20 protein-coding genes and 3 pseudogenes are annotated in these 22316 nt (G+C 60.5%); 13 read left to right on the forward strand and 10 right to left on the reverse strand.

The genetic code is table 11. The features are described 5' to 3' along the window. The first annotated feature begins 37 nt into the window (after positions 1–37). From AB3X96_RS33770 to AB3X96_RS33785, 4 genes are all read left to right on the forward strand, one after another. Positions 38–322, forward strand: coding sequence for a YciI family protein (locus AB3X96_RS33770; protein ID WP_368593084.1), 285 nt, complete (start codon positions 38–40; stop codon positions 320–322). Positions 323–473: 151 nt separating this feature from the next. Continuing rightward, the gene (locus AB3X96_RS33775; RefSeq protein ID WP_368593085.1) at positions 474–1277 is read left to right on the forward strand and encodes an SDR family NAD(P)-dependent oxidoreductase; all 804 of its coding nucleotides are present in this window, start codon (positions 474–476) and stop codon (positions 1275–1277) included. Between the two features lie 471 nt (positions 1278–1748). Then, positions 1749–2741: an inositol 2-dehydrogenase gene (gene iolG / locus AB3X96_RS33780; protein WP_368593086.1), complete on the forward strand. Its 993-nt coding sequence runs from the start codon at positions 1749–1751 to the stop codon at positions 2739–2741. Between the two features lie 106 nt (positions 2742–2847). Next, positions 2848–3756, forward strand: a complete 909-nt coding sequence (locus tag AB3X96_RS33785) for a LysR family transcriptional regulator (protein WP_368593087.1) — start codon at positions 2848–2850, stop codon at positions 3754–3756. A gap of 455 nt (positions 3757–4211) precedes the next feature. On the opposite strand, the gene AB3X96_RS33790 is transcribed toward AB3X96_RS33785, so the two are convergent. Together AB3X96_RS33790 and AB3X96_RS33795 are read right to left on the reverse strand one after the other, a co-directional pair. Beyond that, the gene (locus tag AB3X96_RS33790) at positions 4212–4637 is read right to left on the reverse strand and encodes a heme-binding protein (protein ID WP_368593088.1); all 426 of its coding nucleotides are present in this window, start codon (positions 4635–4637) and stop codon (positions 4212–4214) included. A gap of 24 nt (positions 4638–4661) precedes the next feature. Further along, positions 4662–5675: a zinc-binding alcohol dehydrogenase family protein gene (locus AB3X96_RS33795; RefSeq protein ID WP_368593089.1), complete on the reverse strand. Its 1014-nt coding sequence runs from the start codon at positions 5673–5675 to the stop codon at positions 4662–4664. 96 nt (positions 5676–5771) lie between these two features. Between AB3X96_RS33795 and AB3X96_RS33800 the strand changes: the two genes are divergently transcribed. Next, the gene (locus AB3X96_RS33800; protein WP_368593122.1) at positions 5772–6743 is read left to right on the forward strand and encodes a LysR family transcriptional regulator; all 972 of its coding nucleotides are present in this window, start codon (positions 5772–5774) and stop codon (positions 6741–6743) included. Between the two features lie 9 nt (positions 6744–6752). Here AB3X96_RS33800 and AB3X96_RS33805 read toward each other — a convergent pair. The 4 genes and pseudogenes from AB3X96_RS33805 to AB3X96_RS33820 all read right to left on the reverse strand — a co-directional run. Then, positions 6753–7172 (reverse strand): annotated as a pseudogene (locus AB3X96_RS33805) (filamentous hemagglutinin); the annotation flags it as partial. A 137-nt stretch (positions 7173–7309) separates the two neighbouring features. Continuing rightward, entirely contained in the window at positions 7310–8185 is an 876-nt protein-coding gene (locus AB3X96_RS33810) for an amidohydrolase (protein ID WP_368593090.1), read from the reverse strand. A gap of 51 nt (positions 8186–8236) precedes the next feature. Next, positions 8237–9529 carry an MFS transporter gene (locus AB3X96_RS33815; RefSeq protein WP_368593091.1) on the reverse strand — a complete coding sequence of 431 codons (1293 nt, stop codon included), beginning with the start codon at positions 9527–9529 and terminating at the stop codon, positions 8237–8239. Between the two features lie 61 nt (positions 9530–9590). Continuing rightward, positions 9591–10313, reverse strand: a complete 723-nt coding sequence (locus tag AB3X96_RS33820) for a GntR family transcriptional regulator (RefSeq protein ID WP_008922347.1) — start codon at positions 10311–10313, stop codon at positions 9591–9593. A gap of 167 nt (positions 10314–10480) precedes the next feature. Between AB3X96_RS33820 and AB3X96_RS33825 the strand changes: the two genes are divergently transcribed. The 3 genes from AB3X96_RS33825 (at position 10481) to AB3X96_RS33835 (ending at position 14374) form a co-directional block, all read left to right on the forward strand. Next, entirely contained in the window at positions 10481–11785 is a 1305-nt protein-coding gene (locus AB3X96_RS33825; protein WP_368593092.1) for an MFS transporter, read from the forward strand. Positions 11786–12525: 740 nt separating this feature from the next. Then, a complete protein-coding gene (locus AB3X96_RS33830; protein WP_176107311.1) occupies positions 12526–13179 on the forward strand; it encodes an isochorismatase family protein in 654 nt (217 codons plus the stop codon). Positions 13180–13360: 181 nt separating this feature from the next. After that, a complete protein-coding gene (locus AB3X96_RS33835; protein ID WP_368593093.1) occupies positions 13361–14374 on the forward strand; it encodes an SLAC1 anion channel family protein in 1014 nt (337 codons plus the stop codon). 269 nt (positions 14375–14643) lie between these two features. Here the strand turns inward: AB3X96_RS33835 and AB3X96_RS33840 are convergent, their stop codons facing one another. Continuing rightward, positions 14644–15894, reverse strand: coding sequence for an aminotransferase class I/II-fold pyridoxal phosphate-dependent enzyme (locus AB3X96_RS33840; protein ID WP_368593094.1), 1251 nt, complete (start codon positions 15892–15894; stop codon positions 14644–14646). Positions 15895–16462: 568 nt separating this feature from the next. Between AB3X96_RS33840 and AB3X96_RS33845 the strand changes: the two are divergent. Continuing rightward, positions 16463–16596, forward strand: a pseudogene (locus AB3X96_RS33845) (acyl-CoA dehydrogenase); the annotation flags it as partial. A 31-nt stretch (positions 16597–16627) separates the two neighbouring features. Here AB3X96_RS33845 and AB3X96_RS33850 read toward each other — a convergent pair. The 3 genes and pseudogenes from AB3X96_RS33850 to AB3X96_RS33860 form a co-directional block, all read right to left on the reverse strand. Further along, positions 16628–17458, reverse strand: a complete 831-nt coding sequence (locus AB3X96_RS33850) for a CmcJ/NvfI family oxidoreductase (RefSeq protein WP_368593095.1) — start codon at positions 17456–17458, stop codon at positions 16628–16630. A 37-nt stretch (positions 17459–17495) separates the two neighbouring features. Next, positions 17496–17717, reverse strand: coding sequence for a hypothetical protein (locus tag AB3X96_RS33855; RefSeq protein WP_368593096.1), 222 nt, complete (start codon positions 17715–17717; stop codon positions 17496–17498). 148 nt (positions 17718–17865) lie between these two features. Then, positions 17866–18075 (reverse strand): annotated as a pseudogene (locus AB3X96_RS33860) (alkanesulfonate monooxygenase); the annotation flags it as partial. A 189-nt stretch (positions 18076–18264) separates the two neighbouring features. Here AB3X96_RS33860 and AB3X96_RS33865 point away from each other — a divergent pair. The 4 genes from AB3X96_RS33865 to AB3X96_RS33880 are packed head-to-tail and all read left to right on the forward strand — an operon-like array spanning position 18265 to position 22311. After that, positions 18265–19341, forward strand: a complete 1077-nt coding sequence (locus AB3X96_RS33865; protein ID WP_176107308.1) for an LLM class flavin-dependent oxidoreductase — start codon at positions 18265–18267, stop codon at positions 19339–19341. A gap of 11 nt (positions 19342–19352) precedes the next feature. Beyond that, on the forward strand, positions 19353–20111 hold the full coding sequence (locus AB3X96_RS33870) for a class II aldolase/adducin family protein (protein WP_368593097.1): 759 nt from the start codon (positions 19353–19355) through the stop codon (positions 20109–20111). Beyond that, positions 20111–20707: a cysteine dioxygenase gene (locus tag AB3X96_RS33875; protein WP_176125213.1), complete on the forward strand. Its 597-nt coding sequence runs from the start codon at positions 20111–20113 to the stop codon at positions 20705–20707. The genes AB3X96_RS33870 and AB3X96_RS33875 overlap by 1 nt, the downstream gene beginning before the upstream one ends. Then, complete coding sequence (locus AB3X96_RS33880; RefSeq protein WP_368593098.1) at positions 20704–22311, forward strand: rhodanese-related sulfurtransferase; 1608 nt, start codon at positions 20704–20706, stop codon at positions 22309–22311. The genes AB3X96_RS33875 and AB3X96_RS33880 overlap by 4 nt, the downstream gene beginning before the upstream one ends. Positions 22312–22316 lie beyond the last annotated feature (5 nt).

Raw genomic sequence — 22316 nt, forward strand, 5'->3', positions numbered from 1 at the left:
ACGACCCGTATGCTCAAATCACAGCAAGGAGACGAAAATGCACTTCACTGTCTATTGCCTTGACCATCCGAACATGGTCGAGCGTCGCCTGGAAAACTACGACGCGCACAAGGCCTATCTGCAGACCGCACCTGTCAAGACGCTGATTTCTGGTCCGCTGACGAGGTCCGACGGTCAGACGATGATTGGCAGCTTCTTTCTCTACGAAGCAGACGCCATCGAGGAAATCGTAAAGTTTGTCGACGCCGACCCGTTCAACAAGGCAGGAATCTGGAACACAGTCGACATCAGACCGTTCATCAAGCGGGTCGATAACCGCTAAACCTGTCGCTTCACTGAGTTTTGAAATTGCAGCCTCGCGTCGGCGAGGAGCGGGTGGCGCTCGTCCTCGAATATCCGAGGACTTCAATCTGGGGGAGACCATTGATTCTCCGGGCGCTTGAAACAGTACACAAAATCGAATCGGAGACATCATGGAAACCGGCCTCGACGGAAAGATTGTTCTTATCACGGGCGCCGCGCAAGGCATCGGTCGTGCGACGGCGTTGGGATTTGCGCGCGAAGACGCGCGTCTCTGCCTCATCGATATCGACGCAAATGCGCTTGAGGAAACCCATTCGGAACTGCGTTCGCTCGGAGCGCACGTAACGATTGCACAAGCGGATTTGTCCACGGCTGACGGAGTCAAAGGCGGCGTTGATGCGGCGCTGAACTCATATGGCGGCGAAGTGGACATCCTCGTCAACAACGTGGGGGCCGGGAAAGTCCGCACGTTCGAAGAACTCTCGGACAAAGAATGGGACTTCACGATGAATCTGAACTTCATGAGCTACGTGCGGACGTGTCGCTATCTGTTGCCGGTGCTGCGTACTCGTGAAAAGGCGGTGATTATCAATAACGCGTCGGACCTGGCACGCCAGCCTGAACCTGTACCAATTGACTATTCCGCATCGAAGGCGGCTGTCCTCGCTCTCACGAAAGGCCTCGCGCGCGCAGAAGCTCCCAAGATTCGTGTCAACGCCGTTGCGCCGGGCCCAGTGTGGACGCCCTTCTGGACGAAGCAAGGCGGATTTGCAGACACAATGGGCAAATTTCATGGAATGGCGCCGAAGGAAGCCGTTGAGCACGAGTTGTCTCTGCGCCAGTTGCCGCTGAATCGACTGGGGCAACCCGACGAGGTGGCGAATGTGATTGTCTTCCTCGCCTCCGACCTCGCATCGTTCGTCACGTCGGCAGTCTGGGGCGTCGACGGCGGCAGCATTCGCAGTCTGATTTGATGGCGCCGAGCCTTTGTCGAACCTGTTGCAGCCCGTTGTTTCGCGGTACTCGGGCTGACAGGAAGCAGCAAGTGGACGGCGTTGACGTCCACATCGTTCTGAGGACCAGAATATGTCTGCCTACAACCACGTGATTGACTCGGACACTTCGCAGCTTGAGCGGGCGTTTCTCGTCGAAGCGCTCGAATTGCTGATTCGTGAGCGCTCGAACGCGCTGCGCATGGCAACGGCCGTCGCAAAAGACCGTGGGGACCGAGTGCCTGAAGTAAGGGACTTTGGTCTTGAAGACATTCTGCGGCTCAGCCGACAGATAGCCGAGGTTCCGTCCGCTGAACCGACCATCCGGCAATCGCATGCATCGCAGCAGAATTTGACGAATACGAGCGCTGGCAGACGGAAGCCGAACTGACCCGTATCAATTGGAAGAATCGTCGGTGCGCCTGAGACGCCGGCAGAATATAGGAGACTGACATGTTGCGTATCGCCGTTCTCGGCGCTGGGCGCATTGGCAAGATTCATGCGGCTAACGTTGCGGCTGACCGCCGGGTGAAACTTGTTGCTGTAGCCGACCCCAACGAGGAAGCGGTCCGGGCGCTTGCCGCGGACCTTCATTGCGACGCATCCGTCGATTGCAAGGCGGTCGTTGACCGCAAAGACGTCGATGCCATTATTGTTGGCACACCGACTGATACGCATATCGACCTGACGTTGCGGGCGGTTCGGCTGGGAAAACCGGTTCTCTGCGAGAAGCCCATCGACCTGGACATCGACCGCGCGCTGGCTGCGGTGGAGGAAATCGAACGTCTCAACGGAAGGGTAATGCTGGCTTTCAATCGGCGCTTCGACCCCGACGCGATGCGCCTCAAGCAGGCTATAGAAGATGGGGAAGTGGGCGACGTGCGGCAGGTTGTCATTACGAGCCGTGACCCAGGCCTGGCACCGCGCGAGTATCTTCGACACTCGGGCGGAATCTTCCGAGACATGACGATTCATGATTTCGATACAGCCCGCTGGCTGCTCGGTGAGGAGCCAGTTGAAGTGATGGCGATGGGCAGCCGGCTTGTCGACCCAGGTCTGGAAGAGCTTCCCGATTACGACAGCGTGATGGTGTTGTTGCGCACAGCGTCAGGCAAGCAATGTCATATCAACGGGTCGCGCCAGGCGATATATGGCTTTGACCAACGGGTCGAGGTCTTCGGTTCGAAGGGCATGGTGCAAAATGAAAATCATCGGCCTTCGAGCCTGCGCCGCTGGACGAGCGATAGGACGGAGGCGCGGGAGCCGCTCCTCAATTTCTTCCTCGAGCGACACGCGGACTCATACAAAGTGGAGCTCGACCGCTTTCTGACGGCGCTAGAAACCGATGCGCCCATGCCTGCGACGCCACGGGATGGGATTCGAGCACTGCGAATCGCGAACTGCGCGCTCGAAGCGGCCACCAAGGGCTGCGCCGTTAGGATTTAGACACTACAGGTGCGGTGGTTGGAGCGGTATTGATTACCGCCCGAAGGTTGACAATCCGCTATATTCGGCGCTAGATGAAGAATAAAACTCTTCAATAGGCGGAGAAATGGCGCTGGTTGATACATTCAGCGGGGTCGTCATTTTCGTCACCGCCGCAAAATCTCGTAGCTTCACTGATGCTGCCGAGCAACTTGGGTTGACCAAATCAGCGGTCGGGAAGGCCATTGCAAAGCTGGAAGACCGCCTTGGCGCGCAGCTATTCCATCGGACCACCCGAAGCATTTCACTCACGGCGGACGGGGAAGCCTATTTCGCTGCCTGCACATCGGCACTCGACGAAATCTCAACGGCGGAAACTGCAATCGGCCCAGGCCATCAGCAGCCAGTAGGTCGATTGCGGATTGATATGCCCGCTGCCTTCGGGCGGCGCATTCTTGTGCCAATCCTGCTGGACATCGGTCGCAAGTATCCCGACTTGCTATTCACGATGACCTTCTCGGACTATCTGATTGACCCGATAGAAGAAGGCGTTGACCTTGTAATCCGCTTTGGCGAACTTCAAAGCTCGAGTGGTCTGATAGCACGTCGACTGACACGTCAACGGATGGTGATTGCAGCATCGCCTGACTACCTCTCGCAGCGTGGAACTCCCGGGAGTCTTGAAGAGCTGCAGCATCATGCGTGCATCGTCGGGTATCGGCGCGGTCAACCACTTCCATGGCGTGTGCATATTGACGGGCAAACGCAACGCATTTCGCCGCCTGGGACTCATCAGATTAGCGATGGAGACTCAATTGTGGAAGCTGCAGTCGCGGGCATGGGGGTGTGCCAGATGCCGATGTCCCTCATAAGGCCACATCTCGAGTCAGCCGCATTGGTGTCAGTCCTCGACGAAATTTCAAATGAGCTTATAGACGTGCACGCAGTGTGGCCGAAGGTCGCTCATTTGCGACCCAAGGTGCGCCATGTGGTCGACACCTTGGTAGAACTTGCAGGCCAAGGACGATTGGACTGAAGCATTTCTGCGAGGGCCGACGCGACATCCGTAAGCTGCGAGCACACCGCTGAAATCAATGCCGGCCAATGACATCTTCGACGCACAGATTTGCGCGCCTCGCCCCGAGGGACGTGAGTTCACAGATGTTGAAAGCCGCCATGGTCGGCAATGGGACACATTGCTGACCTAAAACCCAGCACGTTCCAATGCCGGCTTTGGCCGACAACTGCGCGTTGAGCATCGGGCGGGTTTCGGCGTGGACCGGTCGTTCGAACGACCACCGCATGACTCAGGCGAACGGCAGAAAGTGGCCGAACCTAGTCCGACGCCGAACCGAAGATCGGGGCTGTCGTCGATCCGGAGGTATCCGGCAAGAGTCGACCCTGAACCGCCGCTCGAGCCGCCACAGCATCGACGGGAGCTATCGAAGTGATCCGGTCATTCGCGGCGGCGCCTCATGGATAGCACACGGTTTATTGCAGAAATCCTGCGTTACGCAGTGCTTCCTCAGCAGCCTCATGATCTTGAAGGGATGCTCCGCCAGAAATGCCGATGCCCCCAACCAGACGCCCTTCGTGGAAGATCGGTACGCCACCGCCGACCGGCGTCAGCCGCGGATGGTGTGCCAGCGGGGCAACGGCGGGCTCGGCCATGTACTGATTCCATTGGTGCGTGGCCATGCCGAACGACGCGGCGGTCCATGCCTTGTCGATGGCGACGTCAACGGTGAGGAACGGGGCGGTATCCGCGCGCTCGAAAGCGCGCAGGTGGCCTCCTGCATCTGTAATGGCGATTGTCGCGGCGAATCCGCGCGCGGCGCAGGCGCGCCGCGCCTCTGCCAGCAATGCCTGGGCAGCTTCCAGGCTGATCGTTGTCGTGCTGATGGTTTGCGATGTCATGTTGATGCTCGTTGTCAGTAAGGTTCAGAAGTTGGCGACGACGACTTTGCCAATCATGTTGCCGGCCTCGACCAGCGCATGCGCCTCGATCAGACCTGCGGCGTTGATGCCGTCAATGCGGCGGGTCAGCGTGTGCTTGAGGCGGCCCAGATCGACCAGATGCGCCGCGCGGCGCAGCAACGCTTGTTGCCGTGCGAGGGTGTCGGTGGTGAACATCGCACGGGTGAACATCAGCTCCCAGTGAATCGAGATGGATTTCCCCTTGAACGGACCGATGTCCAGACCCACCGGGTCGTCGATGAGGGCGAACTGGCCTTCCGGGCGCAGCACGGCGGCGATCTGGGGCACATAGGCGGCGCTGTTGTTCAACCCGGCAACATGGGTGACATGCTCGATACCGAGCGCGGCCAGCTGGGCTGCCCAGGGCTGATGGTGATCGAGGACGTAATGCGCCCCATGAGCCAGCACCCACTCGCGGGTTTCCGGCCGCGAGGCCGTGCCGATGACAGTCATGCCGGTCAACTCGCGCGCCAGTTGGGTCAGAATCGAGCCGACGCCGCCCGCCGCTCCGATGACGAGCAGCACGTTGTTGTCGGTCGGATCCGCTGCCTGAACACGCAGACGGTCGAACAGCAGTTCCCACGCGGTGATCGCGGTCAGCGGCAACGAAGCGGCTTCTGCGAAATCCAGTGATGTCGGCATGGGTCCGACGATGCGTTCGTCCACGGCGTGCAGTTCGCTGTTGCAGCCGGGCCGCTTGATGTCACCCGCGTACCAGACACGGTCGCCTGGCTTGAAGCGGGTGGCCAGCGGACCGGTCGCGCGGACGATTCCCGCCGCGTCCCAGCCGGCGATGCGCGCACCGCCTTCCGGAATATCTCCACCGCGCCGGATTTTGGTATCGACCGGGTTGACCGATACCGCTTTCACTTCCACCAGCAGATCGTGGTCGCGCAGTTCCGGCGTCGGCAACTCGATGTCCTGCAGCGCCTGCGGGTGGCTGATGGGATGGTTCTGATAGAAGCCGATGACTCTCATACACGTGGTCTCCAAGGGGTATGAGACCATGTTATCTTTCGTCGATATACGGATAAATACCCGCGCAGCCCAAACAGTTTCAGCATTTCAATGAAAATGATTCGACTCGATGACGTTCAGATCTTCGTGCACACGGTGGACTACGGCAGCTTCTCGGAGGCGGCGCGCCAGTTGAATATCGCGCCCGCACATGCGAGTGCGTCAGTGCAGCGACTCGAAAAGGCGCTGGACACGCGCCTGTTCACCCGTTCGACGCGGAGCATGCAACTGTCGGACGCCGGGGAGCGATACCTGCCGCATGCGCGGGTCATGATTGGTGCGCTGGAGCAAGGCGAGCAGGCCCTGGCAAACAGCCGGGGGGCGCTGACCGGGCCGCTGCGGCTGTCCGCTCCGTCTGACTTTGGTCGAAACCTGCTGGTGCCGTGGCTGGATGAATTTCAGCACCTGCACCCTGGACTGTCGCTGCACCTGAAAATGAGCGACAGGGCGGCCGACCTGACCCGCCAGCCGCTGGATGCCGTCGTGCGCTACGGAGCGCTACCTGATTCGTCTCTTCTGGCCATGAAGCTGGTCGACAACAACCGACGTGCATTGTGTGCCGCGCCGTCATACCTCGAACGGCATGGCGTACCGGCCAAAGTTGAGGACCTGCGGCGACACAACTGCCTTCGGTATGTCTGGAGCGAGCAGATACATGAACGCTGGCGCTTCACGCTGCCCGGGGGCGAGCGCACCGTGGCAGTCACGGGTAATCGCATCAGCGACGATGCCGATGTCGTCCGTCGCTGGGCGATAGCCGGGGAAGGACTTGTCTATAAGTCGCGGCTGGACCTCATTGACGATCTAAAGGCAGGTCGACTGGTGGAGTTATTTCCCCCGGAGTATTGCGAGCCTGCGCCGCTGCACCTGATTTGTGCTCACCGTGCGCAACTGTCGCCGGCGATTAACGCGTTGCATGCTTTCTTGCGGGAGCGATGTGCTGCATTGCTCGCCAGCTATCCATTGAGGGGGCACTCAGGCTGTACTCGCGATTTAAATGGCCGCCTCCAGGGCGCAACGGACGTCTGAATGCCGAACCCCTGCATCGACCACCGCGTGCCTGCCGAACGTCAGTTGTGCCGCTTGTGTATCGACGGTTCCGCCGCTGCCGTCCGCGTTGCTTGCGGCGATCTTGCCGAGTTGCTCCACACCACCGCTGTCGGCGACGAGCCAGACCTGCTCGTCGCGGCTGGCCGTGCCGGTTGCGCGAATGCGCGTGCCGCCGCCTGCGAGCGCGTACACGTTGCCGTCGGCGGCCTGCAGGCTGACCTGCGCGGCCGTTATCCTCCCCTTGTTGACGACCGTGCCCTGACTGCCCGTCTGCACGAACACCTGCCGGCTGCTCGCGGAGTCCTGCAGCAGCACCTGCCCGCCTGCGGCCAGTTCCGCCGTGCCATTGGGCGCCGCCACGGTGCCGGCGTTGATGACTGCGTCTCGCGCAACCAGGAACACATCGCCGCACCAAGCCGACCCGTTGCAGACGATCGGGTTGTTGTGCCTCCAACGGCTGGTATCTCGCACACTGAGACCTTGTCGCCGCTGCGCGGCTAGGCAACCCGTTTAGCCAGTCCTGCCGTTGCAATGCGCCATGTGAATCACGCAATGTCGAACCTGTAAAGTCTTGCTGGCGTGTCTGCCAGGACAACTCTGCGCTCTTCTTCAACCGGGAGCAGCGCGCGTAGAAGTTCGAGCGCGTGAGCAAAATCCTCCTCCGCTTCAAACTGCGTATGCGGCCAGTCGCTGCCCCACATAAGGTGATGCACGCCAAAGGCCGCTTTCAGAAAATGAAATGCCTCATGCGCATCATGGTCATCCGGGCGAAGCTGCCGTCGATTCCGGTACGCGGCCGATATCTTCACCCACACACGCCGCGTGTCAGCCAGTTCAAGAAGACGGCGAAAGCCTACGTCTTTTACACCGATATCCGGATCGGGCCTGCCGAAGTGATCGACGACGACATTCATGCCAGCGTCCAGAAGCGGCTCGACGATGCCCTGCAGCCGCGCAGCTTCCGCATGCACTTCGACATGCCATTTCAGATCGCGGACATGGGCGAGCGTTTGCGCGCTCACCCATCTGTCGAGCGGCTGATCGGCATGTCCGATCAGGTTCAGCCGAATCCCTGCAATGCCCGCATTCGCCATCTCCGTCAGTGTGTCGATCCGACAATCACGCTCGATCACCGCGACACCGCGTAGCCGCTGCGGCGCGCGGCGCAACGCATCGAGCATATAACTGCAATCGGTGCCGAGAAAGCTGGGCTGCACAAGCACGCCGTGTGATACGCCGTGCGTGTCAAGTTGGGCAAGGTATGCGTCGAGCGTGGCGTCGTAGTCGGGCACGTAGCGACGCTTTTGGGCGAGCGGCAGGCCGCGCTCGAAAACATGAGCATGAGTGTCGATAGATGCAATGTGGGCTGGACGATACACAGCCTGCCGGTGGCTCGCCTCCATCCTCGACTTCTCCATCATGGACGTTCCTTCATCACCAGTCTTGCGCGGTTACGGCGAGTGCCTTGCCCGTCAATGCCTTTGCGCGTGAGAAAGCGCGCCTGTGTGTTCGGGCTCGAACGTGGCTTCGCCCAGCGTGCGGCCGCGTGTCTCGGGCAGCATCAGCACGGACAGGACGACAATTGCGTATGCGAGTCCCGCATCGATGCCAATCGCCGTTCCAAGCGACATGGTCGCGGACATGTGCCCGACGAGCACCGGAAATCCCGCCGACACGACGCGACCGAAGTTGTAGCAAAACCCGACGCCCGTGCCACGCATCCCGCGCGGATACAGCTCGTTGAACAGCGCGCCCATGCTTGCCGGAATGCCCGCTGCAAAAAAGCCTAGCGGAAATCCGAAGAACAGCATCGCGGTATTGCCGAGCGGTAGGAACAGATACGCGATCACCGTTATCACGCAGCAGATCGCAAACGTGAGTATGGTCTTGCGGCGTCCGATGCGATCCAGCAGCTGCGCACTCACGAGGCACCCGCAAAAGAACGCGACGATCACGACGGCGAGGTAGCCGCCCGTACTCAAGACCGACAGATGGCGCTCGCTTTTCAGAAACGTCGGCAGCCAGGTCATCAGCGCGTAATAGCCGCCATGCGCACCAACGCCGAGCAGTGCGCCGATCAGCGTCATGCGCAGCACTTGCGGAGAAAAGATGCCGACGACAAGGCCAGGCGTCGGCTGCTGACGCGCCCGCGCATCGCGCGTTGCGCGGGCCGGCGCGGCAGGCTCCTGCACGCCGCGTCGGACGTACAGAATCAGAAGCGCCGGAACGATGCCAACCCCAAACATCATGCGCCACGCAGTATCCGCGGGCAGCAGCGAGAACATCAGCGCATACAGCAGCACCGCTGCGCCCCAGCCGACCGCCCATGCGCTCTGCACGCTGCCCATCGCCTTGCCGCGATGCTCATTGCGGATGGTCTCGGCCATCAGCACGGCGCCCGCCGCCCATTCTCCGCCAAAGCCGAACCCCTGCAGTGTCTTCAGCACCAGGAACTGTGGATAGTTCTGCGCGAACGCGCACAGGAACGTGAATACGGAAAAACACGCGACCGTCCATTGCAGCGTCTTTACGCGCCCCAGCCGGTCCGACATCATGCCCGCGATCCAGCCACCCAGCGCCGACGCCACCAGCGTGACGCCGCTGACGAGCCCCGCTTGCGTGCGGCTGATCGACCACTCGGCGATGATCGCCGGAATCACGAGGCTGAACATCTGCACATCGAGCGAATCAAGCGCCCATCCGCCGAAGCACGCCCAGAACGTCCGGCGTTCATTGCCTGAAATCTGGCTGAACCACTTGAACATTGCTGTCTCCCAGGTCGTCGTTCCTGCGTGGGAACAACTTGTTTGTGAAGGCGCGCGATCGCTAGCGGATCTCGGCCTGATAGATGAATTCGCTGGCAGGCCCGCGTGAGCGGCGCCATTCGAGCGGCTGTCTGTCGTAGCCGTATGCAAGACGCTCGATGACGACGGCGGGCGTACCCGGCTCTATGCGTAACAGCCGTGCATGCAACGGGCCAATGGCTTCGACTGTCAGAGTTTCCGTGGCAGACGCCACGACCTGATTGCATTGCGCTTCGTACACGGGGTACAGCAGGTCACCGACTTCATTCAGGTCCATCTGCGCAAACGCCGCAAAACGGACATAGGGCAGCCAGATTTCTTCAGCGAGCATCGGCACGCCGTCGATCAGCCGCAGGCGAGTCATCTGGATCACGCGCGCGCTACTCGAAATCTGCAAGATCGCGGCGACAGCCGACGGCGCATCGACGACCTCGCGTCGCAAGATGCGGCTCTCTGGAATGCGTCGTTCGCCTTGCCGTGTCTGGAAGCGGAAGAAACGAAACAGGGAGCTGTCGAAGCTCGCGCGGCGCACGAACGTCCCTCTGCCCTGAAAGCGTTCCAGCAGGCCTTCCGCGACGAGTAGATCGACGGCCTTGCGGACCGTCCCGACCGCCACGTCGTAGCTTTTGGCGAGCGCCTGCTCGGTAGGGATCGCTTCACCCGGCCGCCAATGGCGGGCCGCGATCAGAGCGACCATTTCGTCGCGCAAACGCTGGTAACGGGGCAACCGGTCATCGGCAGGCATCGTAGTCTCCGTTGAATTCATATATATGATTCCATGATCAAGGCCAACAGCAGATCAGTGATAACCCTAGGTATGCGGTTAAATCTTGCGCAAGCGGGTTTCTACCCATTGTCGATAAAACAGATTCACATAAACATATATATGAATTTTTCGAACGGAGATTGATTGTGAGCCAAACCATGATTGCCGAGCAGGCTGTCGTGAAAAAGGTCGCCTGGCGGCTCATGCCGCTGTTGATCGTGATGTTCCTGATCGCCTTTATCGACCGGCAGAACGTCGGCTTTGCCAAGCTGCAGATGGTGCATGCGCTGGGAATGTCGGAAGCGTCATATGGTCTGGGCGCGTCGCTCTTTTTTATCGGCTACCTGCTGTTCGAGGTGCCGAGCACGCTTGCGCTGCATCGTTTCGGCGCTCGCCTTTGGCTCGCACGCATCATGGCGACCTGGGGCGCCATTACCGTGGCGATGGCATTCACACATTCAACGGGACTCTTCTATGTGTTCCGGTTCGCACTGGGTGTCGCCGAAGCTGGCTTCTATCCGGGCGTGATCTTCTATTTGACGCTCTGGTTTCCGCAGAGTCATCGCACACGCATGCTCGGCTTCTTCACGCTCGGCAGCGCGCTCGCCAACATGCTCGGCTCACTCGCGGGCGGCTTGCTGTTGTCGCTGGACGGCAATCTGGGTCTCGCTGGCTGGCAATGGGTGTTCGTGGCAACCGGGACACCTGCTGTCCTCGTCGCACTCGTCGCGTTGCGCTTTCTGCCTGAGTCCGTCGAACGCGCCCCGTTCCTGTCGAACGAAGAAAAGGCCCTGATGATCGCGGCGTTGCGGCGCGAGGCGCCGGCGCAAGCGGCCGCCGGGCATCCGTGGCGGGCGCTCGTCGACAAACGCGTGCTGATGTTCGCGTGCGGCTACATGCTGATGTCCACCTCGCTCTACGGGGTGACGTACTGGTTGCCCACGCTGCTGAAAAGCGGCGGCGTCTCGCATTCGTCGCTCAATGGCCTGCTCAACATGATTCCGTGGATGCTCTCCGCGCTGCTTCTGCTGTGGTTGCCCGCGAAGTTGAAACGCGAGGGTGTGGTGCTCAGGTCGATGGCGTTGGTTGCGGGCGTCGGCGTGATCGGCTTCGCGCTAAGTCTCGTGCTGCCGGGTCTGCCGTTGCAATTTGCCGCGCTCGTGCTGGGCGGCGCATGCATTCCCCTGCTCTATCCATGCTTCTGGTCGCTGCCCCCGCGATACTTCACGGGCGCCCGCGCTGCAGCCAGCATCGCGGCGATCAATTCGATTGGCAATCTCGGAGGCTTCTTCGCGCAGAACCTGATGCCTTACATAGGAAAGGTCGCGGGCAACGCAAGCGCTCCGATGCTGGTGCCCGTCGTCTGCCTGACGTTGCTCGGCCTGGGCATGTCGGTCGCGTCGGCGCGAACCAAAGCGGGCGAGCGCGTGCGGATAGCGGCGCGGCAGTAAACCATCTTGCGACGCAGGTGCTGGATGGTGCATGGGCGAGCGTCGTTCACAGCGTCGACGGTTGGATCAGCAACACCAGAAAAATTCCCATAAAGGCCGACATGTTGTCGAGATGACTCCAACCGCGACGGTCTGGTGCCGGGTGCGAAGCCGACGCTTGAATGGCGATCTGCGCGTCGGAGGAACGACCGTAGTTGGCCGGACCCAAACGTTCGACGATACCTCGAGCCGAGTGCAATCGACCCGAGGGTCTTTGCCACTATTGGCAATATCCGTGCCGGCACGTGCACCGCTAGCCCCACGATGCAAACGCCTCACAGTGCGTATCGATGAATGACACGTTCTTTTAAAATCGGGACATCACTGTTGATAGTAGAAGAATAAACGGTGATTAAGCCATTATTCACATCGGATAAGCTTGTCCCATCAGAAATCTTTACTACAATAGTCGAATCACGTTGGCATAGGTCGTTGGCCGCGCTAATTCGCGGAATCCGGTATCTGGGGTTGCTCGCCGTCGGCGGACTGAAAGGGCCATACTGGGAAATGACCAACATGCTGCGAACGAATTTCAAAATCCCGGTGTTGTCATCTTGTTGTCTTTGTTTTGGCGTGGCTGCTCCCTTATTTCATCTTCCAGATAATCGTTATGGCGATCCTGAGGCGTATGAACGCCGAATAAGGTGCATCAAGGGGGCCAGTTTCGGCGGGCGTCTCAACTCCATTTTTAGGAGCGAATTATGAACTACGATCCGGCCGATACTGCCGTAGTATTCACTGATCCCCAGAACGACGTACTCAGCCCGAACGGGAAGAACTGGGGCGTTCTTGGCGCAAGCGTGACTGAAAATAAGACTGTCGAAAATATGCTGTCAATCTTCAGGGCAGCGAAAGCCGGGAAGTTCAGTGTTTTCATCTCCCCGCACTATTTTTATCCAACCGACACTCGGTGGCAATTCAATGGGCCGCTTGAGACGGGTGAGTTTCAAACGGGAACGTTCGCGCGAACGGGCGCGCTGAACCTGAGCGGGTTCCAGAAGTCGGGGGCTGACTGGCTGGAGGAATTCAAGCCATTCATTGACGATGGCGAAACTATCGTTGTGAGCCCACATAAGGTTTTCGGTCCACAGACCAACGATCTAACGCTGCAGCTTCGCAAGCGCAATGTGCAGAAAGTCGTGCTTGGCGGCATGCTAGCTAATATGTGTGTCGAAGCTCATCTACGTGATCTGATCGAGCAAGGTTTCGAAGTGACCGTCGTCGCCGACGCCACGGCGGGGCCGCGCCATCCGACGTGGGGCGACGGCTATAAGGCAGCACTTGTGAACTACGCGTTTCTCGCACACGCTGTGGTCACGACTCAGGACGTCGTGAAAGCCATGACGCAAGGGTAGTTACTACGGCGCCGATTTTGGGCGTCCTCTACACGATGCTTATGACATAAGCCCACAAGTCCGGTTTCTGGCGCGCATCTCGGCCTGATGGCAAGTTCCTGCGCACAGTATCGACATCGTAAAAGAAAGTTTCCATACCTTGATCAGTTCTGCCAGCGTCGCTCACTGGCATGGAGCTCGGATGAGTACCAACGACCAGGAAATGCAGATGCTCGCAAGTCGTCCGCCCCAGACTGGACAGGCGTTCGACTATCTGCCGATCGGACTATTTGGATCGGTCATGGGGCTGGTTGGACTCGCTGTTGCGTGGCGCGCTGCTTCGCAGATGTATGGCGTGCCGGGTTCGATCGCTGATGGCATCGGAGCTGTCGCCGTAGCGGTCTTCGTCTCGCTGGTTCTTGGATATGGTTGGAAATGCCTGACTGCCTGGCACGCGGTGAAGACGGAGTTTGGGCATCCGATTGCCGGCTGTCTGTTCGGAACGGTAGCAATCAGTCTTCTGCTGCTGCCAATCGTTCTGGTACGTGTAAGCCATGAACTTGCGTTCGGCATGTGGGTATTGGGTGCCGTCGGCATGGTGTTTTTAGCGTGGCTCATCGTCAGCCGATGGATAAGTCGCCGCCAGCAGTTGCCCCACGCTACTCCTGTGTGGATTATTCCGGTTGTTGGCATGCTCGACCTGCCATTGGCGATGCCCGCGCTGGGTCTACCAGCCACTTCGGAACTCGGCGTATTCGCACTCGCGGTTGGGCTATTCTTCGCCGTGCCCATCTTTACGCTGATCTTTGCGCGATTGTTGTTCGAGGACCGAATGCCGGACGGCTTGCGACCGACATTGATGATTCTCGTTGCGCCGTTTGCCGTCGGCTACTCGGCCTACATCGCGGTGACCGGTAGCCATGACCTGTTCGCGGAAGCACTCTACATGCTGACTTTGTTTTTCCTCGCGGTGCTGTTTGGACAAATGCGCTATCTTGCAGCCTGCTGTCCCTTTCGTCTTGCATGGTGGGCTGTCAGCTTCCCTCTCTCAGCGTCGGCGATCTGCTCTCTCAGAGTTGCAAGAGAGAGCCCCGGTCGTATCACCAATAGCATCGCCTTGCTTCTACTTTGTATCGCCAGCCTTGCTATTCTTGGTATCTTCCTGAGGACTTTGAAGGGGTTACTCTCTGGCGAATTGCGCACCTTGAGCACCTAGACATTGCGTATGCAGGGAACATGCAGTATCTATTTAGAGGAAGGGCGACTGGCGAAAGCGGTGGGGGAAGATTCCGAAAGCCGTTTATTCGTTTGCATTGGAATACCGGACCCATTCGAATGGCCGTTGTGGGGAACGTCAGCGACGCCCGAACGTCGTCAGGCGCGCGCAGGCGAATGCACCAAGCCGCCCCCCGTCCGCCGTTGACCATTTCATGATCAAACGGCCGCAATAACGCGCACATCGGGGAAAGGCACCGCGGGAGTAAGCTACGACACCGCCCTTGCGCCGATGCTTTCCATTACCGCGATGGCATGATCGATGTGCACCTTGGTATGTGCAGCATTCATCATGAAACGCAGTCGTGCTTGTCCGAGTGGCACGGCCGGAAACTGCACTGAGTCGACGTGGACACCTTCTTCACGCAGCACCTTGACGTAACGCGCGCACAGTTCCGTCTCGCCGATCAGCACGGGGACGATTGCCGTCTCGGTCGACAACAGCTGGTATCCGAGCGGGCGTATACGATCGATGAAATAACGCTGGTTGTCCCACAGTTTTTGCCGCCGTTGCGGCTCTTCGGCCAACAGGTCGAGCGCAGCAAGTAGGGCGCTAGCCTGGTCCGGCGGCGGCGGGCAGGTAAAACCATAGGCGGAACTAGTAAGCCGGATCACGTCGGCCATATCGCGATCGACTGCCACGAACCCGCCAATGGCGCCAAATGCCTTGCTCAACGTGCCCATCTGGATGATATGGGGGCTGTAGCAACCGAAATGTTCCGAGGTGCCCCCGCCATGCTCGCCTAGTACGCCGGTAGCATGCGCATCATCGATATACAGGATGGCGCCATAGCGCTCGGCCAGCGCCACCAGGTCCGGCAGGGGGGTAATCGTCCCTTCCATGCTGAACACGCCGTCGCTGACGATGATTGGTGTGGTGCGGTCCCCCTTCTGCAGGAGCGACTCCAGATGATTCAGGTCGCGGTGTCGGTAGGTGTGCCGCAGTGCGCCGGACATCTGGATGCCTTCCCGAATGCTGACGTGATTGAACTCATCCGAGTAGTAAGCATATTTCCGGCGAGTCTTGGGGCGGTAGCCGTGTAAGCGCGCCAGCGTAGCGGCTTTGACCAGCGTCGAGAGCACGCCGAGATTGGTCATGTAGCCAGTCACGAACAGTACTGCGTCACTTTTGTGCTTGAGTGCACCCAGGCGTGCCTCGAGTTCGCGGTAGACCTCTAGATCGCCGCCCAGAAGGCGCGACTCGCAGTTACCGACGCCATAGCGATCGAGTCCCTGCTTGGCGGCAGTCACCAATCGGGGATGATTCGCCAGTGCCAGATAATTGTTCGAACTGAACGAAACGAATTGACGCCCATTTGAAATGAAGGTGGGATCCGGCAGTGTTGCGTGAACGTCAGATACGTGGTGAATAGTGTGGCTCTCCAGCCATTGGGCGATTTCGCTTAAGTCATGCATGATATTTTTCGTTTCGGCGCCGCCGCAGATCGTGCGTGTGCGCATAGACGCGCGGCGCCTCGTCGTTGTCGCTGAGGCGGGTGGTCTCTGCTTACGCGCGGCGGCAACGTTAGTCGTGCGCCTTGTATTGTAGTCGTCGACGGGACAGGCGTCGCGATATGCCGGGAGGCGCGCGTATTGTAAACAGAATTTCCTACAGAATATTACGGCATAAACCCGCAGGCACGGTGCCCTGGGGAAGATGGGCGGTTTTTCAGATGAGCAAGTGAAAAGACGGAGGCAATGCAGCAAGCCCTGCCTTAGCCGGGCAGTTTCGCCCACCGTCGCGCGAATTCATTGCATCATCCAGGCGCCTGGCCACTTCGAGCATCCCGTTTGGGCCGCCTTGCTCTAACAGGGCCGAGGATGTCGAACCATCAATCGCCATAGCCACCCAAATTCCCAACCGCCTCGGACCACTCCGCGGTTTCCTCCCTCGAGGCTCATCCTTCGCCTGCCCGCAGGCGCCGCGGCACGCTCACAGCCATGTGAATAAGGGCAGGCATCGAATAACCCTAAACGCTTATCGCCTCTCGGGTCAAAAAAACGGGCTTCAGGATTCAAACGGAAGCTTCTCATCGATCTCGGCTCAGGCTCCGTCGTCCCCCGCGCGGGCGGGCTGGACCGGCACTGGCGCAATACAAGGAGAAGCCGCTCGGGCAAAGCGCATTGACAGGTCAGCTTCGGCCGACGGGCGGCTTCTTGTGAGTTTGAACTCGTACGGCGGTTCCGCAAACGCTCAGAAGAACAGTAGCGCGCGCAGTTCGATGCTTCGGCGTGGCTGCGCATCAAGCGGCGAGGACGGATCATCGAACGCCGTGTGTGCAGTCAGCCGCGCGACATCGTCGCCCGCCGAATCGTAGATTTTCAGCAGCAGCACTTCGTCCGGCGACATCAGCGGAAAGTAGTACCAGCGGTGCCGCGGGTTGAACACGAACGCATACGTCTCGCCGACCTTGTCGCGATAGATGAGGTCCGACGGCACGAGGTCATTGAGCGAGATGCTGCGCGAATCGCACAGTGCGAGCGGAGACGACTCGACTCTCCCTCCGATCGGTCGCCACAGATTGACGATCGCGACGCGGCCTTTCAGCAGATCTTCCGCCTCATGCGGTGGAAGATGATCGCGCACGCGGCGCGGGCCCGAGAGGAAAGTCTGATCGTTGTGGATGAACTTCACGGGTTCGCGCACCCCGTCGGCCCGCTCGGTCCGGCCATCGCGAAGCGTGTGATCGAAAATCACGGTGCGCTTTGCGCCCGTCGCCCGTTTGAGCAGCGTTTCAGACTCCGGGTAATAAACGCGTTCGATCGCCGTCGGGTCGGAAAAATCGTTCAATGCACTTGCGTGATGGTGCAATTCGAAGCCGTTACGATCGAGCGACAAACCACCCGGCGGCGGCGCTATGCGCGCGTTGCTGACATTCACGCGCTGCGTCCGGTAGACGCCGCTACGCAACGGCGCACCATCGGGCGGCTCGTACGCATAGGTGGCGGGCTTTTCGCCGTTCGCAACCAGATAGTTCAACGCGGCCTCGACGACGGCCGGCTGCTCGACAACGATATCGTTCATTGCCTGCGCTCCATAACGGAGATTCGACACGCACCATTCACTCGGGCGCGAATTCTCCCAGTGCATGAAACATGTCTAGCGTGTATCCCAGATTGAAGTACCCGGCGCGCGCGTAATTCGCAATGCGTTCGAGCCGTTCCGGGTCGTTGCCGACGGCAGCATGCGGGCTTTCTCCTGGGGCTGCTGCGTGACTGGAGCCGATATCCGTGCGCTGCCGGACCACCGCAAATCGGCGGAAGATGGCGTGATCCATCGACATGGCGCGCCCTCCTGTTCGTTACGTTCATTGAATCTAGTCACCCAAAGGCGCTTCCACAAACAAGCATTTATGCAATGCTTTTTAGCGTGGCGTGCACCTAGGCAGCAGCACTCAAGGACGGAACCAGTCGGTATAGATCGAGCGTGAGCGGTTGGAACTGAAGCATGAACGGTTCGATACCCGCGCGATGAAACGCCGCGATGCGCTGCGCGACCGTGTCGTAATCGCCGACGAGTCCCGCTGCTGTGCCGCCGTTCGATCCGACTCGAGCCGATCGCGCAAAAGTTTGAATCATGACCACGTTCGGATCGATGTTCGCCTTGTGACGCTCGCGCAGCGGCTTGTCGAGTTCGGCCAGCTCGAGCGCTCGACGCCAAAGCGCGCTGCGGGACAACATGCGCATCCTATATGTTTATCTGAATTTACTATTTAGCGTCCGCATAACGCAGTGTTAGCCTCGACGGGTTCGTCCACTGACGCGCGTTCATCGCTGCGTCTGTTGCGGCATGCATTTCTCCATCGAAACGGATTTCCGCAAGGAGCTAACATGAGCGTCGAATTCATCGGCATGATCCAACAGCGCAAGGTATCGGAAACGCATCTTCCACAAGGCCCCGCTATCGACACCGACTATGTGCGCGCCTTCGCGCAGGCGCACGAGAACGCCGGCTTCGATCGCATCCTGGTTCCGCACAGTTCGACGAGCCCCGATGCGACGATCACGATCGCTTACGCGGCGAGCGTGACATCGAAGGTGCATTTCATGCTCGCACATCGTCCGGGCTTTGTTGCGCCGACACTCGCGGCCCGGCAAATCGCCACGCTCGACCACTTCTCAGGCGGACGGCTCGCCGTGCATTTCATCTCCGGCGGCAGCGACGAGGATCAACGGCGCGACGGCGACTTCCTGGGTCACGACGACCGTTACGCACGCACCGACGAATATCTGCAGATTCTGCGTCGCATGTGGACGGAAGATCAGCCGTTCGATCACGAAGGCCGCTTTTACCGCGTGGAAAAGGCCTTCTCCGAGGTCAAGCCGAAGCAGTCGCCGCATGTGCCGATCTATTTCGGCGGCGCATCCGAGCCAGCACTGGCCGTCGCTGGCAAGCACGCCGATGTCTACGCGCTGTGGGGCGAATCGAAACAGCAGGTCCACGAACAGGTGACGCGCGTGCGGGCCGAAGCAGCGAAGCATGGCCGCAGCGTGCGCTTCTCCGTGTCGTTCCGCCCGATTCTCGCCGCGACGGAAAAGGCCGCATGGGAGCGCGCAGAACACATCCTCGAAGAGACGCGTCGCCTGCGTGTCGAACAGGGCTTCTCGCGCGGCGGTCCGCAACAGAGCGAAGGGGCGCGCCGCCTGCTCGCTGCATCAGGTGAAGGCGTGCGCGCGGACGAGCGTCTCTGGACCGCCGTGGCGAAAGAAATCGGCGGACGCTCGAATTCGACGGCACTTGTCGGCACGCCTGCTCAGGTTGCACAGACGCTTGCCGAATATCATGAACTCGGCGTCACGACCTTCCTGATTCGCGGCTTCGATCCCTTGGAAGACGCCATCGACTATGGCCGCGAGCTGATTCCCGCGACCCGCGAACTTACGTCCCGCGCACGCCGCGCCGCCTGACAGGAGCGATCATGAGCACCGCACTCGCCGATCAACCGTCGCTCGCGCGGCGCGACACCCCCGTGCGCAAGAGCCAGCAACGTCTCGCGGGCGCGTTTCGACTGTTCGCACGATATGGCTTTGCGCAAGGGCTCGCGGGGCATATCACCGCGCGCGATCCCGAATGGACCGATCACTTCTGGGTCAATCCGCTGGGCCGGCACTTCGGCCGCATGCGCGTGTCGGATCTGCTGCTGGTGAATCGCCACGGCGAGATCGTCGTCGGGGATGGGCCCGTGAATCAGGCTGCATTTGCGATTCATGCGGCGATTCACGAGGCGCGCCCCGATGTCGTCGCGGCCGCTCATACGCATTCGCTATATGGCAAGGCATGGTCGACGCTCGGCCGCAAGCTCGATCCGTTGACACAAGACTCTTGCGCGTTCTACCAGGACCACGCGCTGTTTGATGATTTTCGCGGCGTCGTGCTCGATACGACGGAAGGCGCGCGCATCGCGGATGCGCTCGGCTCTCGCAAGGCCGTGATCCTGAAGAATCATGGCATCCTGACAGCGGGTCCGACAGTCGAAGCGGCTGCATGGTGGTACATCGCGCTCGACAACGCGTGTCATGCGCAACTGCTCGCGGAAGCGGCAGGCACGCCGCAGCCGATTCCTCACGATATGGCAGATCTCACGCATCAGCAGGTCGGCCGCGCAAACGGTGCGCGTCATGCATTCGACAGCCTGTATGAAGGGCTGATCGAAAGCGAACGGGAGTTGCTCGACTGATGGCCATTCACAAACTGCGGCACTTCGTTGGAGAGATTGCAGAACTCGTCGATGCCGGCGTCGATGAAGCCGGGCTGCTCCATCGGGGCGCGCTTGCGCTGCGCGAACTGATCCGCGTTGACGACTGGCTGCCCGATGCCTACGCGCAGCCGTCCCTCGAGCGCTACCAGCAATTTCTGCTCTACGCCGATGCGCGGCAACGCTTCAGCGTCGTCAGCTTCGTGTGGGGCCCGGGCCAGCAGACGCCGATTCACGATCACACCGTGTGGGGACTCATCGGTGTGCTGCGCGGCGCGGAACTTGCGGCACCCTATGCGCGCAACAACGACGGCGCGCTACGCGCGGCGGGTGCCGAAGTGCGTCTCGAAGCGGGCGATGTCGAAGCGGTGTCGCCCGCCATCGGCGACATTCATCGCGTGCGCAATGCGTACGACGACCGCACGTCCGTCAGCATCCACGTTTATGGTGCGAACATCGGCGCGGTGCGCCGCTCCACCTATCCGCCAGGCGAGCGGCCCAAGCCCTTTATTTCAGGCTACTCGAACGACACACTCCCCAACCTGTGGGATCTCAGCAAGGAACCGCATCTTTCATGACGTCATATCCCGTCCGCACATCTGAAGACGTACGTGAAGCGCTGCTCGCGCGCCGCGAAATCGCGCTGCTCGATGTCCGCGAAGAAGACCCGCACGCGCAGGCTCATCCGCTCTTCGCCGCGAACCTTCCGTTGTCGAAGATCGAACTCGATGCGTACACACGCTTGCCGCGCCGCGACGTACCGATCGTGCTGTTCGATGCAGGCGAAGGACTTGCGACGCGCGCCGCGGACAAGCTCACGTCCCTCGGATACACACAGGTCGCGCTGCTGGCGCGCGGACTCGACGGATGGATTCGCGCCGGCGGCGAAGTGTTTCGCGACGTCAACGTGCCGAGCAAGGCTTTCGGCGAATTCGTCGAAGCCCAGCGGCATACGCCTTCGCTTTCCGCCGAGGCGGTCGGAGCCTTGCTTGAAAACGGTGACGACGTCGTCGTGCTCGACGCGCGCCGCTTCGACGAATATCAGACGATGAACATTCCCGGCAGCATCAGCGTGCCGGGCGCGGAACTCGTGCTGCGCGCGCGGGCGCTCGCGCCGGACCCTAAGACGCGTGTGATCGTCAATTGCGCGGGGCGCACACGCAGCATCATCGGCACGCAATCGCTGCTCAATGCTGGGCTGCCGAATCCCGTCGCGGCGCTGCGCAACGGCACTATCGGCTGGACGCTCGCGGGGCAGACGCTGGAGCACGGCAGCAGCCGTCGGTTCGATGCCGAGGCCGGTCTCGATCAGACGAACCTCGATGCATCGCGCACCGCAGCGCGCGCGCTCGCCGACCGCGCGGGCGTCCAACGCACGACGCTCGATGAAGCCGCTCGCTGGGCGTCCGATCCGTCGCGCACCACGTATCGCTTCGATGTGCGCACGCCAGCCGAATACGAACGCGCGCATGCACCGGGGTTTCTGGGCGCGCCGGGCGGCCAGCTCGTGCAGGAGACGGACATGTTCGCGCCCGTGCGCGGCGCGCGCGTGGTGCTGTTCGACGATGACGGAGTACGCGCCAACATGACGGCCTCGTGGCTCGCGCAGATGAACATCGACGTCTATGTGATCGATGATGCTGCCGACCAGGATCTGACGGACAGCGGCGCCTGGCGCGGCGCAAAACCGGAGCCCGCGCATACACCTACCCTGTGCGCCGACGAACTCGCCGCGCTGCTCGCCGATCCATCGAGCGGCACCGTCGTGATCGACGTCACGTCGAGCGCCAATCACGTGAAGGAGCATATTCCAGGTGCGCACTGGATCGTGCGTTCGTGTCTGTTCAACGATGCCGACGATCTGCGCACGCTGCCCGACGCAAAACGCTATGTGGTCGCCTGCGCGACCAACGCGCTCGCACCGTTCGCCGCGCCTGAAGTCGCCGCGCTCACAGGTAAGCCCGTGCATGTGCTGGAGGGCGGCACATCGGCGTGGATACGTGCGGGCTTTCCGACCGAATCGGGAGAGTCCCGGCTCGCTTCGCCGCGTATCGATCGCTATCGTCGTCCGTATGAAGGCACCGACAATGCGCACGAAGCGATGAACGCCTATCTGGAATGGGAATACGGCCTCGTCGCGCAACTCGATCGCGACGGCACGCATGGCTTTTTCGTGGTCTGATCGGG

It is taken from the genome of Paraburkholderia sp. BR13439, assembly GCF_040948805.1.
In the GTDB taxonomy this organism is placed as follows: Bacteria; Pseudomonadota; Gammaproteobacteria; order Burkholderiales; family Burkholderiaceae; genus Paraburkholderia; species Paraburkholderia youngii.

Coding starts and splice junctions, on each gene's coding strand:
- AB3X96_RS33880 (WP_368593098.1), top strand. CDS start 20,704: ATGACGTCATATCCCGTCCGCACATCTGAAGACGTACGTGAAGCGCTG.
- AB3X96_RS33870 (WP_368593097.1), top strand. CDS start 19,353: ATGAGCACCGCACTCGCCGATCAACCGTCGCTCGCGCGGCGCGACACC.
- AB3X96_RS33785 (WP_368593087.1), top strand. CDS start 2,848: ATGGCGCTGGTTGATACATTCAGCGGGGTCGTCATTTTCGTCACCGCC.
- AB3X96_RS33775 (WP_368593085.1), top strand. CDS start 474: ATGGAAACCGGCCTCGACGGAAAGATTGTTCTTATCACGGGCGCCGCG.
- AB3X96_RS33830 (WP_176107311.1), top strand. CDS start 12,526: ATGAACTACGATCCGGCCGATACTGCCGTAGTATTCACTGATCCCCAG.
- AB3X96_RS33790 (WP_368593088.1), bottom strand. CDS start 4,637: ATGACATCGCAAACCATCAGCACGACAACGATCAGCCTGGAAGCTGCC.
- AB3X96_RS33835 (WP_368593093.1), top strand. CDS start 13,361: ATGAGTACCAACGACCAGGAAATGCAGATGCTCGCAAGTCGTCCGCCC.
- AB3X96_RS33850 (WP_368593095.1), bottom strand. CDS start 17,458: ATGAACGATATCGTTGTCGAGCAGCCGGCCGTCGTCGAGGCCGCGTTG.
- AB3X96_RS33820 (WP_008922347.1), bottom strand. CDS start 10,313: ATGCCTGCCGATGACCGGTTGCCCCGTTACCAGCGTTTGCGCGACGAA.
- iolG (WP_368593086.1), top strand. CDS start 1,749: ATGTTGCGTATCGCCGTTCTCGGCGCTGGGCGCATTGGCAAGATTCAT.
- AB3X96_RS33840 (WP_368593094.1), bottom strand. CDS start 15,894: ATGCGCACACGCACGATCTGCGGCGGCGCCGAAACGAAAAATATCATG.
- AB3X96_RS33855 (WP_368593096.1), bottom strand. CDS start 17,717: ATGTCGATGGATCACGCCATCTTCCGCCGATTTGCGGTGGTCCGGCAG.
- AB3X96_RS33770 (WP_368593084.1), top strand. CDS start 38: ATGCACTTCACTGTCTATTGCCTTGACCATCCGAACATGGTCGAGCGT.
- AB3X96_RS33875 (WP_176125213.1), top strand. CDS start 20,111: ATGGCCATTCACAAACTGCGGCACTTCGTTGGAGAGATTGCAGAACTC.
- AB3X96_RS33815 (WP_368593091.1), bottom strand. CDS start 9,529: ATGTTCAAGTGGTTCAGCCAGATTTCAGGCAATGAACGCCGGACGTTC.
- AB3X96_RS33865 (WP_176107308.1), top strand. CDS start 18,265: ATGAGCGTCGAATTCATCGGCATGATCCAACAGCGCAAGGTATCGGAA.
- AB3X96_RS33795 (WP_368593089.1), bottom strand. CDS start 5,675: ATGAGAGTCATCGGCTTCTATCAGAACCATCCCATCAGCCACCCGCAG.
- AB3X96_RS33800 (WP_368593122.1), top strand. CDS start 5,772: ATGATTCGACTCGATGACGTTCAGATCTTCGTGCACACGGTGGACTAC.
- AB3X96_RS33810 (WP_368593090.1), bottom strand. CDS start 8,185: ATGATGGAGAAGTCGAGGATGGAGGCGAGCCACCGGCAGGCTGTGTAT.